This is a genomic window from Streptomyces sp. NPDC026515 (assembly GCF_055567595.1).
In genome coordinates, this window is sequence record NZ_JBVHQD010000002.1 from 206317 (window position 1) to 223113 (window position 16797).

The window sequence follows — 16797 nt, forward strand, 5'->3', positions numbered from 1 at the left end:
AGGTCGAACGGGCGGCGGAGCCAACCGGGAGAACCTGCCTTGAGTCGTGAAACTGACACTCCTTCCTCCGGGCCCGACGGGCACGGGGGAGCCGCTTACCCCTCGGGCACACCGCCGTACGGGACCCCCATGGCTTCCGACGACGGCAAGGCCGCAGGCCGTTCGGCCGCCCAGCCCGAGGAACGCAAGACCGAGACCACGCTGACGACCCGGATCCGGATCAACATCCCCGGATCCCGGCCGATTCCGCCGGTGGTCGTCCGTACTCCGGTCACCGACGCCGAAGGCGGCGCGGGCGAGGAGACAGGCACGCACGCGCAGCCGACGGGCGCCACCACGTCCACCGGCACCGCCGAGCCGCCCGCCCAGACCGCGCCGTCGCCCGGGCCCGCCACCGGCGAGAAGTCCAGCGACTGGTTCGCGCCGCGCAAGTCCGGCCCGGCCAAGGGCGGTCAGCGCGGCGGCGCCGCCAACGGCGCGGACACGCCCGGCGGTTCACCCGCCGCGGCGCCGAACGGTCCGGCCGCCCAGGGCCCGCCCGGTGCCGGGCCCGGCGCCCCCGGTGCCGCCCGTCCGAACGGCGGCCGCCCCGGCGGTGTCGTCGGATCCATGAGCGTGCCCGGCGGGTCCCGGCCGGGATCCACCAACGGCGCGGGGCTGCCCACGGGTGCGACCGGCGGCCCGGTTGCTCCCGGGCACGGCGGTGGCACCGGCTCCTTCGACGTGACCGAGGCGCTCGCCGCGGGCCCGCTCGGCGGCCCCCGGGGCGGCGCGAGGGGCCCCGGCGAGCCCCGCCGGGACGAACTGCCGTACTTCTCCGAGAACGGTGGCCAGAACGGCGCTCAGCCCGGTCCCGGCGCGCCCGGTGGCGGGCCGGCCGGCCCCGGCGGCCCCAGCGGCTTCAACGGGCCGGGCCTGCCCGGCGGTCCCGGGGGCCCGCAGGGCCCGGCGGGCCCCACCGGCGGCCCGGTCACCGGCGACGGCCCCTTCATCCCGCCGGTCAACGGCGGCGAGTCCTTCGCGGGGCCGAACGGCGCGCCCTTCAAGGGCGGCGAGCCCTTCGGCGCGCCCGGCGGCCCGGCAGGCCCCGGCGCCCGCCCGGGCGGCCCCGCCGGCCGTCAGGCCCAGGCCGGACCCGGCGCGCGCACCGCCCCCGCCGGTCCCGGTCTCGGCCCCGGCGGTGGTCTGAGCGACGACACCGCGATCCTCACCCCGCAAAAGCCCGCGCCCGAACCGGGCATGCCCGGCTACGGCTCCCCGGCGGACAACGTCTCCGGACACACCGTCACCAGCGGTGTCCCGGTCGTACCCCCCGGCGCGAACTCCCCGTTCGCACCGGGCGCGCCCGCCGACGGGCCGCTGCCGCACACGCCCCCGAAGCTGCCCGAACCGGTCTCGCCGCCCCCGCCCCAGTCCAAGGGCAAGGCCAAGGCGAAGAAGAAGCGCGGCAAGCTGCCGCTGCTCGTCGGTGTCGTGGTGGTCGCGGGCCTCGGCGTCTACGGCGCCGGACTCCTGATGAGCCACTCCGACGTGCCCAAGGGCACCACGGTGCTCGGCGTCGACATCGGCGGCGGCACCCGTGACGACGCCGTCAAGAAGCTCGACGACGCCTTCGGCTCACGGGTGAACAAGCCGCTGAAGCTGTCGGTCGACGGCAAGGCCGTATCGCTGCCGCCGGACCAGGCGGGCCTGCAGTTCGACATGCAGTCCACGGTCGAGCAGGCAGCCGAGAGCGACTACAACCCGGTCTCCGTGATCGGGTCCCTGTTCGGCCAGAAGCGGGTCGTCGAGCCGGCCATGCCGGTCGACGAGGAGAAGCTCCAGGCGGCACTCAAGGGCCTCGGCGGCAGCTCCGGCTCGGTCACCGAGGGCACGATCAAGTTCTCCGGGGGCAAGGCCGTCGCGGTCTACGGCAAGGCGGGCAAGGGCATCGACGCGGCCGCCTCCACGAAGGCCGTCGAGCAGGCGTACGAGTCGATGGTGGAGACGGGCACGGCGTCCGCGGTGGCCGTACCGACGACCACCGTGCAGCCGACGGTCTCCAACGCGGAGGTCGACCGCGAGATGAAGGACTTCGCGGAGCCGGCGATGTCGAAGAACGTCATCGTGCAGACGGACGCGGTGCACAGCATCCCGTTCGGCGCCCTGTCGCTGCCGAAGATCCTCGGCTTCAAGGCGGTCGACGGCAAGCTGGTCGAGACGTACGACCTCGACGCCCTCAAGAAGGCGTACGGCGCCACCTTCGACGGCGTGCTGATCACCCGGGGCACCGGCCAGAAGACGGCCGTCACCCCGCAGGACGTCGCCTCCGCGCTGCGCAAGGCGCTGGTCGGCAAGACCACGGCGGAGCGCGTCGGGGTCATCGACACCAACCCGAGCTGACGCCACTCCGCGAGGGGGCGCCCGGTACTCACCGGGCGCCCCCTCGCGCGTGTCATGCCGTGCGGATGACATCTGTCATACGGCACTCCGGACGGTGGGCACTGCCCCCGGACCAGGTCCGGCCGCGAGCATGGACGCATGACGACGACAGCGGCGACCACCGCCACCGGCTCCCCGGTGGCGGTCGGGTTCGACCAGGTGAGCAAGACGTACGGGAAGGTGCGGGCCGTCGACGGGCTCTCGCTGCGGCTGCACCCGGGGGAGACCGTGGCCCTGCTCGGGCCGAACGGCGCGGGCAAGTCGACCACGCTCGACCTGCTGCTCGGCCTCAAGCAGGCCGACACCGGCTCGGTGAGCGTGTTCGGCACGAGCCCGCGTGAAGCCATCGTCGCCGGCCGGGTGGGCGCGATGCTGCAGAGCGGCGGTCTGATGGACGAGGTCACGGTCGCCGAACTCGTCGGGCTCGCCTGCCGGCTGCACCCCAAGCCGTACAAGGTCAGCGACGTCCTCGCCCGCGCGGGCATCTCGCAGATCGCCGACCGCAAGGTCAACAAGCTCTCCGGCGGCCAGTCCCAGCGCGTCCGCTTCGCGCTCGCGACCGCCGGCGACAGCGACCTGATCGTCCTGGACGAGCCGACCACCGGCATGGACGTCTCCGCCCGCCAGGCGTTCTGGGCCACCATGCGGGAACAGGCCGACCAGGGCCGTACCGTCCTCTTCGCCACGCACTACCTCGAAGAGGCCGACGCGATCGCCGACCGGGTGCTCGTGCTGCACCGCGGCCGGCTGCTCGCCGACGGCACGGCCGCCGAGATCAAGGCCAAGGCGGGCGCCCGCCGGGTCTCCTTCGACCTGGAGGGCGAGATCGACGAGGCGCCGCTGCGGGCGCTGCCCTTCCTGACGGCCGTCGACATCTCCGGCCAGACGATCCGCATCCAGTCGTCCGACGCCGACGCCACCGTCCACGCCCTCTACGGCCTGGGTGTCTACCCGCACAACCTGGAAGTCGCCGGGCTCGGCCTGGAGCAGGCGTTCGTCGCCATCACGGAGGCCGAAGAGGCCAAGGAGGCCACGCAGTCGTGAACGCCCTGATCAAGCTGGAGCTCGCCCGCGCCCTGCGCAACCGCAAGTTCCTGTTCTTCTCGGTGATCTACCCGTCGATCATCTTCCTGCTGGTCGCCAGCCAGGGCGACACCAGTCAGACCGTCGGCGACTCGGGGCTCTCCGTGGCGGCCTACGTCATGGTCTCCATGGCCTCCTTCGGCGCCCTGACCGCCGTCCTGATGGGCAACAGCGAGCGCATCGCCAAGGAACGGGAGAGCGGGTGGGTACGGCAGCTGCGGCTGACCACCCTGCCCGGACGCGGCTACGTCCTCGCCAAGACCGCCAGTGCCGCCGTGGTGAGCCTGCCCTCCATCGTGGTCGTCTTCGCGATCGCCGCCACGGTGAAGGGCGTACGCCTGGACGCCTGGCAGTGGCTCGCCCTCACCGGCGCCATCTGGGCCGGCAGCCTGGTCTTCGCCGCGCTCGGCGTGGCGATCGGCTACCTCGCATCCGGGGACGCGGTGCGCCCGATCACGATGATCACCTACTTCGGACTGTCGATCCTCGGCGGCCTGTGGTGGCCTTCGTCCTCCTTCCCCACCTGGCTCCAGGACATCGCGAAGTGGCTGCCCACCCACGCGTACGCTGCACTGGGGCGGGCCATCGAACAGAGCCAGGCCCCGCAGGCCCAGGACATCGCCATCCTCGTCGCCTTCTTCGCCCTGTTCGTCGGCGGCGCGGCCTGGCTGTACCGGAAGGACACGCTGAAGGCGTGAGCACGATGACGCAAGACCCACGGCCCGACGGGCAGACGCGGGGGGACCGGCTGGTAGCGATCGGCCGGCCGCCCCGCAGCCAGGGCGAGGCGCTGCGCAAGATGGTGTGGGTCCTGCCCTGGCTGATCTACCTCGCCTCCCCGGCGGAGGACCTTGCCTCCGGCCACCACGGCACCGTGGCGACGGCGGCCGGCTGGGCGGGCCTCGTGGCCTTCGTCGGGATCTACCTGGCGATCGTCTTCCGCTCCATGGGCCGTCCCTTCCGGGGCTGGATCGTCGACGCCGCGATCGCCGTGGAGGGGACGCTCGCGGTCGTGCTGGCCTTCGGCCTCGGCGGCTCCTGGTTCGGTCTGTTCGTGTACGTCTCGGTGATGTGCGGGGTGACCTTCCCGCTGCGGGTGGCCTACTGGACGATCCCGCTGAACACCGCCGCCATGATGCTGGCGGGCTGGTACCGCCACGACCTGGACGAGGCCTGGGGCCTGTTCCTGGTGGTGCTCCTGATCGGCTACTCCATGATCGGCGTACGGCAACTGGTCGCCACCACGATCGAGTTGCGCAAGGCCCGCGCCACCGTCGCCCAACTGGCGGCGAACGAGGAGCGGTTGCGGCTCGCCCGGGACCTGCACGACCTGCTGGGGCACTCGCTCTCGCTCATCACCCTGAAGAGCGAGCTGGCGGGCCGGATGCTCCCGGACCACCCCGACAAGGCGGCTCAGCAGGTCTCCGACATCGAACAGGTCAGCCGGCAGGCCCTGGTGGACGTCCGGGAGGCGGTCACCGGCTACCGGCGCCCCCGGCTAGCCGCCGAGCTCGCGGGCGCCCAGGTCGCCCTGACCGCCGCCGCGGTCACCGCGGAGGTCCCGGCCGAGCCCGACCTCACCGGAGTCCCCGAGGACGGCGAGGCGGCCCTCGCGTGGGCGCTGCGCGAGGCGGTCACCAACGTCGTCCGGCACAGTGGCGCGAGCGCCTGCACGGTGGAGCTGCTGCGCCGGCAGACGCTGGACGGCCCGGTCCTCGAACTCGCCGTCGAGGACAACGGATCGGGCGGTTCCGGCAAGGGCCCGGGCAACGGCCTCACCGGGCTCACCGAGCGCCTGGAGAAGGCCGGCGGCACGCTGGAGGCGGGGCGCCTGAAGCACGGTTTCCGGCTGGTCGCCCGGGTCCCGCTGGGAGCCGACGGGGCCGTAGGATCCGGGGCATGAGCAGCACGATCAAGGTCCTCCTCGCCGAGGACCAGTCGATGGTCCGCGAGGCGCTCGCCGCCCTGCTGGGTCTGGAGGACGACATCGAGGTCGTGGCACAGGTGGCGCGCGGCGACGAGGTGATGGCGGCCGCCCGGCAGCACGGCGTCGATGTCGCCCTGCTCGACATCGAGATGCCGGGCTGCACGGGCATCGAGGCGGCGGCCCAGCTCCACAAGGCGCTGCCCGCCGTGAAGCTGGTCGTGCTGACCACTTTCGGGCGGCCCGGCTACCTGCGCAGCGCGATGGAGGCGGGGGCCGACGCGTTCCTGGTCAAGGACGCCCCCGCCGCCCAGCTCGCCGAGGCGGTCCGCAAGGTCCTGGCCGGCGAGCGCGTCATCGACCCCACGCTGGCGGCGGCGGCCCTGGCGGAGGGCGCCAACCCGCTGACCGACCGCGAGCGGGAGGTGCTGCGCGCGGCGGCAGACGGCTCCACCAACGCGGAGCTGGCGGCGGCCCTGCACCTCTCGCAGGGGACGGTACGCAACTACCTCTCGACGGCCATCCAGAAGCTGGCGGTGCGCAACAGGGCGGAGGCGGTCCGGATAGCCCGGGAGAAGGGCTGGCTGTAGAGGACCCGGGAGTCCGAGGGACTGCCTGCCGGCATGGGCAGCCGGCCTGGGGCGCGGGGAACCGCGCGCCGCGCCACGACGGACTCGCGGCCGCGCAACGCGTCCCCCCACGGCGAAGCGGCGGCCCCCGTTCCCCTCAGTTGAGCCTGGCCCGAGCCGACCGTGCCTCGCCGCGCACCTTCTCCGCCGCCGCCTCGTCGACGGCCTCGATCAGCCCTGCGTACTCCTCCAGCTCCTCGGCGCCGTCGGTGAAGTCACCCCGCTGCACCAGCAGCCGTGCCCGGTCGTACCGCAGCCTGGCCGGGTGGGAGGGCATCAGCAGGGACAGGTCCACCGCCCACAGGCCCACCTCCGACCGCTCGGGCCGGGCCGCCGCCCAGGCCCGTACGTTGTTGAGGATCCGGCGTACGACGTCCAGCGGATCTGCCGGTTCCAGCATCGCCGGCTCCAGCGGCGCCCCCGTCGCCCCCACCACCAGCGTCTGCGCGTCCGAACCGGTCAGCACCCGGCCGCCGTCGAACGGATCGGCCAGCACCTGCTCCTCGGCCGGCCCGAACCCCACCACGAAGTGCCCCGGCAGCGCGACCCCGTGGACCGGCGCGCCCGCCCGCCGGGTCACCTCCAGCCAGACCACGGACAGCAGGATCGGCAGCCCGCGCCGCCGGCGCAGCACCTCGTGCAGCAGTGAGGACTCCAGCCTGCGGTAGTCCGAGGCGGCGCCGTGGAAGCCGAGCCGTTCGCCCAGCAGCCGGTGCGCCGCCGTGGCCCAGGCGTGCGGGCCGCCCGGCCGGTACGGAAGCTGTCCGGCCAGCCGGTCCAGCTCCATCTGCGCCGCGTCGATCCCGGCCTCGTCCAGCGAGCCGTCGGCCGCCGCGCCCAGCAGCAGACACAGCGTCGCCAGATCGGGCCGCTCGGACCGCGCCTCCTCGGCGAAGCGCCGCCCGACCTCGGAGGCCCGCTCCGGCGCCGGCGGACGCAGACGCGGACGCGGTGCTGGATCCGGATCTGGAACAGGGGGGTGCATAGCTGTTTCGTGCCCTTCCGGAACGCTCCGTACCACGGCGGCCTCAGCGGCCGTCCGCCGCCGGCTCCCTGTAGTGGTGGTACGCGTGGTGTGCCCCGAAACCCAGCCCGGTGTACAGCGCCCGTGCCCCGGTGTTCCCGGCCTCCACCTGGAGCCAGGCCGCGGACGCGCCCTCCTCCAGCGCCCGCCGGGCGAGCGCGGCCATGACCTCGCCGGCCAGTCCCCGGCGTCGCAGCGCCGGATCCACCTCGACGGCGGCGAACCCGGCCCACCGGCCGTCCACCACCAGCCGCCCGATGGCCGCCGGGGCGCCCTCGCCGGGAACGGCCGCGAACCACACGGACGGCCCTCCCCGCAGCACCCGCAGGGCGACCTCGCCGACCCCCTTGCGCTGGTAGCGCGCGAGCCAGGCCTCGTCGGCCGACCGGGAGAGCACCACACCGGCACCCTCCGCACGGTCCGCCACCGGCGCCGTCGCCCCGGTCCACAGCTCGGCACTCACCTCACGCACCCAGCCGCGCCGCTCCAGCTCGGCGCCGAGCAGTTCCTGCGTGCCCTCGGCGCCGGTCGCGGTCTGCACGTACGCGGGCAGCCCCCGTTCGCCGTACCACCGCCGTACGGCGTCCAGGGCCGCGTCGAGCGGGAGGCCCGGATCGCCCAGCGGCAGCACGCTGTTCGCCCGCCGGGTGAATCCCCCGGAAGCCCGCAGCTCCCACTCACCGAGCCGCTCGCTCTCCAGCGGCGGCCAGCCGCGCGAGGCGACACGCGCGACTTCGCGGTAGGTGGCCGCCGGTCCCCGGCGGCGCGCCGGAGCGGCCGGCACCACCTTGGCGGCCACCAGAGCGGACTCCGGTATCCGGACGATCAGCCCGTCCCGCCGTGCGATCGTCAGCATGCCGTCGTCGTCCCATGATGTGAGAACACCCACCGTGTCGGTGAACTTCTCCCCGGGTAGGCCATTTCCCGCCAAACGGCGCACGGAGATTCTTTTGCCCACGTCAGCAGCGGTGATACGGACCTCGAAGCGTCCTGCGGCCGAGATTTCCACTGGTCGGTTCACCCCTCCTGTTCGGATCATGCCCGAGAACGGAGATACTAGGGGTGGGCATCGACGACGCCGCGCTCCCGCGCGCCAGGCGGCGGAGCCTACGGAGGCCCGCCAGCGCCCAATCGAGGAGGAACGACAGCGTGACCTACGTCATCGCGCAGCCTTGTGTCGACGTGAAGGACAAGGCGTGCATCGAGGAGTGCCCGGTCGACTGCATCTACGAGGGCCAGCGGTCCTTGTACATCCACCCGGACGAATGCGTTGACTGTGGCGCCTGTGAGCCGGTCTGCCCGGTCGAGGCGATCTTCTACGAGGACGACACTCCCGAGGAGTGGAAGGACTACTACAAGGCCAACGTCGAGTTCTTCGACGAGCTCGGCTCTCCCGGCGGCGCCAGCAAGCTGGGCCTGATCGAGCGCGACCACCCCTTCGTCGCCGCGCTGCCCCCGCAGGCCGGGTAGCCCGTACGGCGGCCCGCCGCACCACCGTGCCGCCTCGGTCCCGTACCGGCCTGATCGCACCCGGTCGGCGCCTGCGGGACCGAGGCGTTTGCCGTGCCGGTCGTACCGGTCGTACCGAAGAAAGTGAGCCAGTGACCGTGTCCGCAGTCTCCGACCGTCTGCCCGCCTTCCCCTGGGACAAGCTGGAGCCGTACAAGAAGACGGCAGCGGCGCACCCGGACGGCATCGTCGACCTCTCCGTCGGCACCCCGGTGGACCCGGTCCCCGACCTGATCCAGAAGGCCCTGATCGACGCGGCCGACTCGCCCGGCTACCCCACCGTCTGGGGCACCCCGGCGCTGCGCGACGCGATCACCGGCTGGGTCGGGCGCCGCCTGGGCGCCCGCGACGTCACCCACCGACACGTCCTGCCGATCGTCGGCTCCAAGGAACTCGTCGCCTGGCTCCCCACCCAGCTGGGCCTCGGCCCCGGGGACAAGGTCGCCTACCCGCGCCTGGCGTACCCCACCTACGAGGTCGGCGCCCGCCTGGCCCGCGCGCAGTACGAGGTCTACGACGACCCGCGCGACCTGGACCCGACGAACCTGAAGCTCCTCTGGCTGAACTCCCCGTCCAACCCGACGGGCCGGGTCATCCCGGCGCCGGAGCTGACGGAGATCGTCGCCTGGGCCCGCGCCCACGGCGTCCTGGTCTTCTCCGACGAGTGCTACCTCGAACTGGGCTGGGAGGCAGACCCCGTCTCGGTCCTGCACCCGGACGTGAACGGCGGCTCGTACGACGGCATCGTGGCCGTCCACTCCCTCTCCAAGCGGTCCAACCTGGCCGGCTACCGAGCGGCCTTCCTGGCCGGTGACCCGGCGGTGCTCGGCCCGCTCCTGGAGATCCGCAAGCACGGCGGCATGATGACGTCGGCACCCACCCAGGCGGCGGTGGTGGCGGCCCTGTCCGACGACACCCACGTCCAGGAACAGCGCGAGCGTTACGCGGCCCGCCGCCGCCTCCTCCGTGCGGCGCTGGTGGCCCACGGCTTCCGCGTCGAACACAGCGAGGCGAGCCTCTACCTGTGGTCGACGAGGGACGAGTCCTGCTGGCGGACGGTGGCCCACCTGGCCGAACTCGGCATCCTGGTGGCACCGGGCGACTTCTACGGCACGGCGGGCGAGAGGTTCGTCCGGGTGGCCCTGACGGCGACGGACGAGCGCGTACGGGCGGCCGTGGAGCGGCTCTCCTAGACCCCGACCGCTGCCGGAGTTCTCTTCGGCGGCAGCCGAGGCACGACGAGAAGGGACCCGGGGCGAACCCCGGGTCCCTTCCTTCTCGCATCACCGGCGTCGCGCGGCGTCAGCCGCCCAGCGGCAGGCCCTTGACCGGCAGGCCGCCCTTGGTGAGTCCCTGCGTCGGCAGGCCGCCCTTGGTGAGTCCCTGCGTCGGCAGGCCGCCCTTGGTGAGTCCCTGCGTCGGCAGGCCGCCCTTGGTGAGCTCCTGCGTCGGCAGGCCGCCCTTGGTCGCCGTGGCCGCCGTCTCGCCGAGCAGCCCACCGGCGGAGCCGGCCGCGTCGCCGGCGGCGTGCTGCACCACCGGCGCCGCCACCTTGACGGCCTTGCCGCCGGTCCTGCCCGCGGCCGGCAGCGCCGACTCGACCGTCCTGCCGCCGGTGTGGCCGACGGTGCCGGCGACGTTCTGCGCCGCGCTGTCGGCGGTATTGCCGACGCTCGCGCCGTCCAGCGCGGTCAGACCGCCCAGGTTCGGAGTGGCGGCCGGCAGGCTCGGGGCCGCGCCGGCGGAGCCGGCCGCACCGACCCCGGCTGCCGCTCCCGCTGCGACGAGCAGCGCGGCACGGGCGATCCGGCGGGTCAGAGGGAGGGACATGATGCTCCATTCGACGGGAGGGAACGTGATCGCCGTGACTACCGCTCGAAGTCCGCGAAGGTTGCGGAGGCGCAAGGTAAAGAATTGATAACGCATCGCATTATCGGGTGTGGATAAAAACGGGCAAAGAGCGCCCGGGGGTGAGGGTGCCCGGAACCGCGCAGAATCCTTACGTCCCCGTGCTCGCAACGGGTTTCGCGCAGGCGTGGCTGACCGTGCGAGAACGTGGGTACACCATGGACCCGATCCGCCCGGGCCGACCCGTCGGAGTGAAACGCCGAACTACTGCCCGGTCACGATCCGCACCGCCCCCGCGGACTTCTCCGCTCCGCCCGTGCTCTTCGAACCGGCCGCCGGCCGCCACTGGCTGTCCGTGCTCCCGGCGGACCACTCCCGGCCGGCGTACGACACCCGCTGGATGTGCAGGGCCGAGGAGTTGGCCACCGCCCAGTGCGCCAGCTGCCAGCCGCGCTCGCTCTCGGTGCGCCCCAACCCGTCCTTCCCGCCGCCCTGCGGCACCGGCACGGTCACGGTCCGTCCGTGCGCCGTGGCGGTCACGCTCGGCGTGGGTGTCGGCGAACTCGCGGACGAGTCGCTCACCTCCGCGCCGGCCTCCTCGACCGCGTCCCGCCCGAAGTCCCGTACCAGCGCGGTCCGTACCGCGTCCGGACCCGTCGCCGCCGCCCCGGTGACGGCCGCCGGGCGCCCGTCGCAGGTCAGCGTGGCCGCCGCCTGCCCGGTCAGGGCCGCCGCGAGCAGCGTGGCGTCGGTCTCGTGCTTGGCGTACGCCTCCGGGTAGCCGCTGCGCTGCACGCGCTGCGCGGCCACCGTCAGCGGCAGGGTCTCGTAGTCGCGCACCTTGGCCAGGTGCGCGTAGAACATGCCCGCCGCGTACGCCGGGTCCAGGATCTGCTTCGCGGTGCCCCAGCCCTGTGAGGGCCGCTGCTGGAACAGGCCCAGTGAATCCCGGTCGCCGTGCTCGATGTTGAGCAGCCCGGACTCCTGGAGCGCGGTCGCCAGGGCGATGGCCACCGCCCGCTCGGGCATGCCGCGCCCGGTGCCGACGGCGGCGATCGTCGCCGCGTTCACCGCCTGTTCGGGCGTGAAATCGTACGACTCGCTGTCGCTCCGGCCCGAGACGACCTTGCAGCCCTCGGAGCCGCCGCCGCCGGTGACGTACTGGACGACCAGATACGCCGCGACGGCGCACAGGATGAGCAAACCCGACACGAAACGCAGGGCGCGGCGGCGACGCGTGGGGCGGGTGGGGGACGGCTCTCGCACGCGTACAACATACTGGAGAGTACGAGCGGCTCAACCCCACGCGCGAAAGCCTGTGAAACCGCCTCCGCGGTACCGCGCGCTAGGGTCGGGGCCATGGCCGACACCTCGCTTGACCTCACTCTGGACGCGGCCGCGCTGACCGCGCGACTCGTCGACTTCCGTTCGGAGAGCGGCACCGAGAAGCCGCTCGCGGACGCGATCGAGGCCGCGCTGGGTGCCCTGCCGCATCTGACGGTCGACCGGTACGGCAACAACGTGATCGCCCGGACGAACCTCGGCCGCTCCGAGCGCGTGATCCTGGCCGGTCACATCGACACCGTCCCGATCGCGGACAACGTGCCGTCCCGGCTGGACGAGGACGGCGTGCTGTGGGGCTGCGGCACCTGCGACATGAAGTCCGGCGTCGCCGTCCAGCTGCGCATCGCGGCCACCGTGCCCGCCCCGAACCGCGACCTGACCTTCGTGTTCTACGACAACGAGGAGGTCGCCGCCCATCTCAACGGCCTCCGGCACGTCGCCGAGGCGCACCCGGAGTGGCTGGCGGGCGACTTCGCGGTCCTTCTCGAACCGTCCGACGGCGAGGTCGAGGGCGGCTGCCAGGGCACTTTGCGGGTCCTGCTGAGGACCACGGGCGAGCGGGCCCACTCCGCGCGCTCCTGGATGGGCTCCAACGCGATCCACGCGGCCGCCCCGATCCTCGCCCGGCTCGCCGCCTACGAGCCGCGCTACCCGGTCATCGACGGCCTGGAGTACCGCGAGGGCCTCAACGCGGTGGGTGTCTCGGGCGGGGTCGCCGGCAACGTCATCCCCGACGAGTGCGTGGTCACGGTCAACTTCCGGTACGCCCCCGACCGTTCCGAGGAGGAGGCGATCGCGCACGTCCGGGAGGTCTTCGCCGGCTGCGGGGTCGAGGAGTTCGTGGTCGACGACCACAGCCCCGGTGCGCTGCCGGGCCTCTCGCACCCGGCCGCGGCCGCCTTCATCGAGGCGGTCGGCGGCACCCCGATGCCCAAGTACGGCTGGACCGACGTCTCCCGTTTCTCCGCCCTGGGTGTCCCGGCGGTCAACTACGGTCCGGGCAATCCGCACTTGGCGCACAAGAGGGACGAAAGGGTCGAAACCGGAAAGATCCTGTCGGGCGAGGAGCGGCTGCGCGCCTGGCTGACCCGTTGAGCCGCACGACGGCGCTGCGCGGCGGACATGCCGACGTCCCGCGCCGGTAACCCGGGTGGATCTACGCTGGGTCGGGTACACGTGCAAGCGGAGGGAGCGCGCATATGCCTACCGGGAACCCCGAGGGGAAGAAGGTGCCGCCGGACGAGCAGCGCCTTGGACCGGTCCTCCGACGGCGCGGTCAGGTGACCGCGAGCACGACGGACCAGCGTCTGCTGGACGCGGGCGGCCCCTCCGACTGGGTCCACACGGACCCCTGGCGGGTGCTGCGCATCCAGTCGGAGTTCATCGAGGGCTTCGGCACGCTCGCCGAACTCCCCGCCGCGATCAGCGTGTTCGGCTCGGCGCGGACGCCGGTGGACTCGCCGGAGTACGACGCGGGGGTGCGGCTGGGCCGGGGCCTGGTCGAGGCCGGCTGGGCGGTCATCACGGGCGGCGGCCCCGGCGCGATGGAGGCGGCCAACAAGGGCGCCCTGGAGGCGGGCGGCGTCTCGGTCGGCCTCGGCATCGAGCTGCCCTTCGAGCAGGGCCTGAACCCCTACGTCGACATCGGCCTGAACTTCCGCTACTTCTTCGTGCGGAAGATGATGTTCGTCAAGTACGCCCAGGGCTTCGTGGTGCTGCCCGGCGGCCTCGGCACCCTGGACGAATTCTTCGAGGCGCTCACCCTCGTGCAGACGCAGAAGGTCACCCGCTTCCCGATCGTGCTGTTCGGGAGCGCCTACTGGGGCGGCCTGGTGGACTGGCTGCGCAGCACCCTGGTGGCGCAGGGCAAGGCCTCGGAGAAGGACCTCCTGCTGTTCCACGTGACGGACGACGTGGCGGAAGCGGTGGCCCTGGTCTCCAAGGAAGCGGCCCGCTAGGACGCGCCGGCTACCGGGGGCGCAGCCGCCGGAGGCTACGCCAGGCCTCGCCGGGCCACCGTCGGAGGGCGGTGGCCCGCGATGGACGCGACCATGTCGAGGACCTGGCGGGTCTCCGCCACCTCGTGGACGCGGTACACCTGCGCTCCCAGCCACGCCGACACCGCCGTCGTCGCCAGCGTGCCGATCACCCGTTCCTTCACCGGCCGGTCCAGCGTCTCGCCCACGAAGTCCTTGTTGGACAGGGAGACCAGCACCGGCCACCCCGTCGCGGTCATCTCGCCCAGCCGGCGCGTCGCCTCCAGGCTGTGCCGGGTGTTCTTGCCGAAGTCGTGCCCGGGATCGATCATCACCGACTCCCGGGGCACCCCGAGCGCCACGGCCCGCTCGGCCAGCCCCAGGGTCACCCGCAGAATGTCGGCCATCACGTCGTCGTACGTCACCCGGTGCGGCCGCGTCCGCGGCTCCGCCTCACCCGCGTGCGTGCACACCAGCCCCACCCGGTACCGGGCCGCGACCTCCGCCAGCGCAGGATCGACCCCGCCCCACGCGTCGTTCAGCAGATCCGCGCCGGCCTCGCAGGCGGCCTCCGCGACCGACGCCCGCCAGGTGTCCACGCTGATCACGACGTCGGGGAACCGCCGGCGCACCTCGGCGACGAACCCGACGATCCGGCGCGCCTCCTCCTCGGGCGTGACCTCCTCGCCCGGGCCGGCCTTCACCCCGCCGATGTCGATGATCGCGGCCCCCTCGGCGACCGCCTGCTCCACGCGCGCGAGGGCGGGCTCGTCGAGGAAGGTCGCCCCCTGGTCGTAGAAGGAGTCCGGCGTCCGGTTCACGATGGCCATGATCACCGATTCGTGCGGCGCGAATTCCCGCTTGCCCAGCCTGAGCATCGCCTGTGACCTCTCGTAGTAAGTCCCTCGGTGCGACCGCCTGTGCCCCTGACTGTCAGACTCGCATGGCACGATCGGACACAGACACATTCGACACCGAGCACACTAAGCGCACTCGGCAGTACGAGTACGCACGAGCTTCATCGAGCCTGGGGGCCACCGCGATGGTTATGTTCCTGTTCCTGGTCGTCGCGCTCGCGGTCGTGGTCGCCGCGGTCACGCTGTCCGTGGTGAGCGGCGGCGAGAGCGCCCCGCTGGCCGAGGTGGCGCCCGAGCGCTTCCAGGACCCGCTGCCCCCGGACCGTCCGGTGAACCGCGCGGACGTCGAGAGCCTCCGTTTCCCGCTCGCCCCGCGCGGCTACCGCATGGCGGACGTCGACGACGCGCTCAGCCGCCTCGGCGCCGAACTCGCCGAGCGCGACGCCCGGATCGCCGACCTGGAGACCACGCTGGCCGGCTCCCGGGCCACGCCGCACGCCCGGCACACCTCGCTGGACAAGCCCGAGCCGGAGGACCGGCCGTGACCGACCTGACCGGTCAGGCCGCCCCGACCGCCGGCGCGGCCGTGGCCGGGCCGGACGGCAGGCTGCGCTGCCCCTGGGCCCTGTCCACCGAGGACTACGTGGCCTACCACGACGAGGAGTGGGGCCGTCCGGTCCACGGCGACGACGCCCTCTACGAACGCCTCAGCCTGGAGGCCTTCCAGTCCGGACTCTCCTGGATCACGATCCTGCGCCGCCGCCCCGGCTTCCGCGCCGCCTTCGCCGGGTTCCGCATCGAGAAGGTCGCCGCCTTCACGGACGAGGACCGGGAGCGGCTGCTGGCGGACCCGGGCATCATCCGCAACCGGTCGAAGATCGACGCGACGATGTCCAACGCGAAGGTCCTGGCGGAGTGGGGGCGGGGCGAGCTGGACGAGCTGATCTGGTCGTTCGCCCCGGGGCCGGGTACCTACCCCGCCCCGCGGACCATCGCCGACGTCGCACCGGTGACCGCCGAGTCGACGGCCCTGTCCAAGGCCCTGAAGAAGCGGGGGCTGCGCTTCATCGGCCCGACGACGGCGTACGCCCTGATGCAGGCGTGCGGTCTGGTCGACGACCACCTGGAAGCGTGCATGAGCAGACGCTCCCGTTGAGGGGTGCGGGGAACTGCGCGAGATGCCCTGCGCGCCCGCGGTTCCCCACAGGCCGTCACCGCCCCAGGTACTTCGGCTTCTCCTTGTTCACGAACGCCTGCACGGCGATCCCGTGGTCCTCGGAGGCACCGGCCCGGGCCTGCAGCTCGTCCTCCTTGTCCAGCGTCTCGTCGAGGGAGTGCGTGAGCCCGTAGGCGACGGCCTCCTTCAGTGCCGCGTACGCCATCGTCGGCCCCTCGGCCAGCTTCCGCGCGATCTTCTCGCCCTCGGCCCGCAGCTCGGCCGACGGCACGACCTTGTTCGCGATGCCCAGCTCGTAGGCGTCCTGCGCGCTGATGCTGCGCGGGAAGAGCAGCAGGTCGGCGGCGCGTCCAGGGCCCACGACCCGGGGCAGCGTCCACGAGACCCCGGAGTCCGCGGTCAGCGCGACCCCGGCGAACGACGTGTTGAAGGCGGCCGTGTCGGCGACCACGCGGTAGTCCGCGGCCAGCGCGAACCCGAGACCGGCACCGGCGGCGACGCCGTTCACCGCGGCCACCACCGGCTTCGGTGCCCCCGCCAGTGCCCGCACGATCGGGTTGTAGTGCTCCCGGACCGTCGTCATCGTCTGCCCCGACCCCGTCTCCCGGTCGGAGGCGAGCAGCGTGATGTGTTCCTTGAGGTCCTGGCCCACACAGAACGCCCGGTCTCCGGCGGCGGTCAGCAGGACGGCCCGCACGGCCGGGTCGGCCGCCGCCTCCCGCGCGACCTCCCGAAGCGCGACCTTCGTCGCGATGTTCAGCGCGTTCATCGCCTCGGGGCGGTTCAGCGTGATCGTCGCGAGCCCGTCGCTCACCTCGTAGAGCACGGTGTCGGTCATGGTGCGTCCCCTCCGTCGTCTCCGTCGTCGCGGCTGACGTACCGCTCAGTACGTACAGGTCCGAAGGACAGCATGGCGGAGATCGCGGTCCGGCGACCGGACCCGTTGTGTGACCTGCGTCAAAGAAAATCGGAGCCGACTCGGTCGGCGTAAGGACGCGAGGCGGC

The 16797-nt window shown here is 72.9% G+C and carries 17 protein-coding genes; 11 read left to right on the forward strand and 6 right to left on the reverse strand.

Features of this window, described 5'->3' with window-relative positions; all coding sequences use genetic code 11:
* Positions 1-39 precede the first annotated feature (39 nt).
* From ACZ4O3_RS04355 to ACZ4O3_RS04375, 5 genes are all read left to right on the forward strand, one after another.
* Positions 40-2382 carry a peptidoglycan binding domain-containing protein gene (locus tag ACZ4O3_RS04355; protein WP_467721119.1) on the forward strand — a complete coding sequence of 781 codons (2343 nt, stop codon included), beginning with the start codon at positions 40-42 and terminating at the stop codon, positions 2380-2382.
* A gap of 138 nt (positions 2383-2520) precedes the next feature.
* A complete protein-coding gene (locus ACZ4O3_RS04360; RefSeq protein WP_362728290.1) occupies positions 2521-3465 on the forward strand; it encodes an ABC transporter ATP-binding protein in 945 nt (314 codons plus the stop codon).
* Entirely contained in the window at positions 3462-4202 is a 741-nt protein-coding gene (locus ACZ4O3_RS04365; RefSeq protein ID WP_362728288.1) for an ABC transporter permease, read from the forward strand. Before ACZ4O3_RS04360 ends, ACZ4O3_RS04365 begins: the two co-directional genes overlap by 4 nt.
* Entirely contained in the window at positions 4199-5407 is a 1209-nt protein-coding gene (locus ACZ4O3_RS04370; protein WP_467721120.1) for a sensor histidine kinase, read from the forward strand. Before ACZ4O3_RS04365 ends, ACZ4O3_RS04370 begins: the two co-directional genes overlap by 4 nt.
* A complete protein-coding gene (locus ACZ4O3_RS04375; protein ID WP_362728286.1) occupies positions 5404-6018 on the forward strand; it encodes a response regulator transcription factor in 615 nt (204 codons plus the stop codon). Before ACZ4O3_RS04370 ends, ACZ4O3_RS04375 begins: the two co-directional genes overlap by 4 nt.
* Positions 6019-6154: 136 nt before the next feature.
* On the opposite strand, the gene ACZ4O3_RS04380 is transcribed toward ACZ4O3_RS04375, so the two are convergent.
* Together ACZ4O3_RS04380 and ACZ4O3_RS04385 are read right to left on the reverse strand one after the other, a co-directional pair.
* Positions 6155-7042: a transglutaminase family protein gene (locus tag ACZ4O3_RS04380; protein WP_467721122.1), complete on the reverse strand. Its 888-nt coding sequence runs from the start codon at positions 7040-7042 to the stop codon at positions 6155-6157.
* Between the two features lie 43 nt (positions 7043-7085).
* Positions 7086-8090 carry a GNAT family N-acetyltransferase gene (locus ACZ4O3_RS04385; protein ID WP_467721315.1) on the reverse strand — a complete coding sequence of 335 codons (1005 nt, stop codon included), beginning with the start codon at positions 8088-8090 and terminating at the stop codon, positions 7086-7088.
* Between the two features lie 140 nt (positions 8091-8230).
* Here ACZ4O3_RS04385 and fdxA point away from each other — a divergent pair, with 140 nt between their 5' ends.
* Both fdxA and ACZ4O3_RS04395 read left to right on the forward strand, forming a co-directional pair.
* Positions 8231-8551 carry a ferredoxin gene (gene fdxA / locus ACZ4O3_RS04390; RefSeq protein WP_086766880.1) on the forward strand — a complete coding sequence of 107 codons (321 nt, stop codon included), beginning with the start codon at positions 8231-8233 and terminating at the stop codon, positions 8549-8551.
* Between the two features lie 137 nt (positions 8552-8688).
* Positions 8689-9783: a bifunctional succinyldiaminopimelate transaminase/glutamate-prephenate aminotransferase gene (locus tag ACZ4O3_RS04395; RefSeq protein ID WP_467721316.1), complete on the forward strand. Its 1095-nt coding sequence runs from the start codon at positions 8689-8691 to the stop codon at positions 9781-9783.
* Between the two features lie 109 nt (positions 9784-9892).
* On the opposite strand, the gene ACZ4O3_RS04400 is transcribed toward ACZ4O3_RS04395, so the two are convergent.
* Both ACZ4O3_RS04400 and ACZ4O3_RS04405 read right to left on the reverse strand, forming a co-directional pair.
* Positions 9893-10420 carry an ATP-binding protein gene (locus tag ACZ4O3_RS04400; protein WP_467721123.1) on the reverse strand — a complete coding sequence of 176 codons (528 nt, stop codon included), beginning with the start codon at positions 10418-10420 and terminating at the stop codon, positions 9893-9895.
* A 282-nt stretch (positions 10421-10702) separates the two neighbouring features.
* Positions 10703-11704 (reverse strand): VldE C-terminal domain-containing protein, encoded by a 1002-nt coding sequence (locus ACZ4O3_RS04405; RefSeq protein WP_467721124.1) that lies wholly within the window; start codon positions 11702-11704, stop codon positions 10703-10705.
* Positions 11705-11797: 93 nt separating this feature from the next.
* Here ACZ4O3_RS04405 and dapE point away from each other — a divergent pair, with 93 nt between their 5' ends.
* Together dapE and ACZ4O3_RS04415 are read left to right on the forward strand one after the other, a co-directional pair.
* On the forward strand, positions 11798-12877 hold the full coding sequence (gene dapE / locus ACZ4O3_RS04410) for a succinyl-diaminopimelate desuccinylase (RefSeq protein WP_467721125.1): 1080 nt from the start codon (positions 11798-11800) through the stop codon (positions 12875-12877).
* A gap of 104 nt (positions 12878-12981) precedes the next feature.
* A complete protein-coding gene (locus tag ACZ4O3_RS04415; protein ID WP_362723023.1) occupies positions 12982-13740 on the forward strand; it encodes an LOG family protein in 759 nt (252 codons plus the stop codon).
* Between the two features lie 35 nt (positions 13741-13775).
* On the opposite strand, the gene folP is transcribed toward ACZ4O3_RS04415, so the two are convergent.
* Complete coding sequence (gene folP / locus ACZ4O3_RS04420; RefSeq protein ID WP_384991230.1) at positions 13776-14636, reverse strand: dihydropteroate synthase; 861 nt, start codon at positions 14634-14636, stop codon at positions 13776-13778.
* A 164-nt stretch (positions 14637-14800) separates the two neighbouring features.
* On the opposite strand from folP, the gene ACZ4O3_RS04425 reads away from it, so the two are divergent.
* Both ACZ4O3_RS04425 and ACZ4O3_RS04430 read left to right on the forward strand, forming a co-directional pair.
* The gene (locus ACZ4O3_RS04425; RefSeq protein WP_467721127.1) at positions 14801-15160 is read left to right on the forward strand and encodes a DivIVA domain-containing protein; all 360 of its coding nucleotides are present in this window, start codon (positions 14801-14803) and stop codon (positions 15158-15160) included.
* Complete coding sequence (locus tag ACZ4O3_RS04430; RefSeq protein ID WP_362723033.1) at positions 15157-15771, forward strand: DNA-3-methyladenine glycosylase I; 615 nt, start codon at positions 15157-15159, stop codon at positions 15769-15771. The genes ACZ4O3_RS04425 and ACZ4O3_RS04430 overlap by 4 nt, the downstream gene beginning before the upstream one ends.
* A 55-nt stretch (positions 15772-15826) precedes the next feature.
* Here ACZ4O3_RS04430 and chcB read toward each other — a convergent pair whose 3' ends face one another.
* A complete protein-coding gene (chcB, locus tag ACZ4O3_RS04435; RefSeq protein ID WP_362723036.1) occupies positions 15827-16630 on the reverse strand; it encodes a 2-cyclohexenylcarbonyl CoA isomerase in 804 nt (267 codons plus the stop codon).
* Positions 16631-16797 lie beyond the last annotated feature (167 nt).

Coding starts and splice junctions, on each gene's coding strand:
- ACZ4O3_RS04360 (WP_362728290.1), top strand. CDS start 2,521: ATGACGACGACAGCGGCGACCACCGCCACCGGCTCCCCGGTGGCGGTC.
- ACZ4O3_RS04375 (WP_362728286.1), top strand. CDS start 5,404: ATGAGCAGCACGATCAAGGTCCTCCTCGCCGAGGACCAGTCGATGGTC.
- ACZ4O3_RS04380 (WP_467721122.1), bottom strand. CDS start 7,042: ATGCACCCCCCTGTTCCAGATCCGGATCCAGCACCGCGTCCGCGTCTG.
- ACZ4O3_RS04400 (WP_467721123.1), bottom strand. CDS start 10,420: ATGTCCCTCCCTCTGACCCGCCGGATCGCCCGTGCCGCGCTGCTCGTC.
- dapE (WP_467721125.1), top strand. CDS start 11,798: ATGGCCGACACCTCGCTTGACCTCACTCTGGACGCGGCCGCGCTGACC.
- ACZ4O3_RS04415 (WP_362723023.1), top strand. CDS start 12,982: ATGCCTACCGGGAACCCCGAGGGGAAGAAGGTGCCGCCGGACGAGCAG.
- folP (WP_384991230.1), bottom strand. CDS start 14,636: ATGCTCAGGCTGGGCAAGCGGGAATTCGCGCCGCACGAATCGGTGATC.
- ACZ4O3_RS04425 (WP_467721127.1), top strand. CDS start 14,801: ATGGTTATGTTCCTGTTCCTGGTCGTCGCGCTCGCGGTCGTGGTCGCC.
- chcB (WP_362723036.1), bottom strand. CDS start 16,630: ATGACCGACACCGTGCTCTACGAGGTGAGCGACGGGCTCGCGACGATC.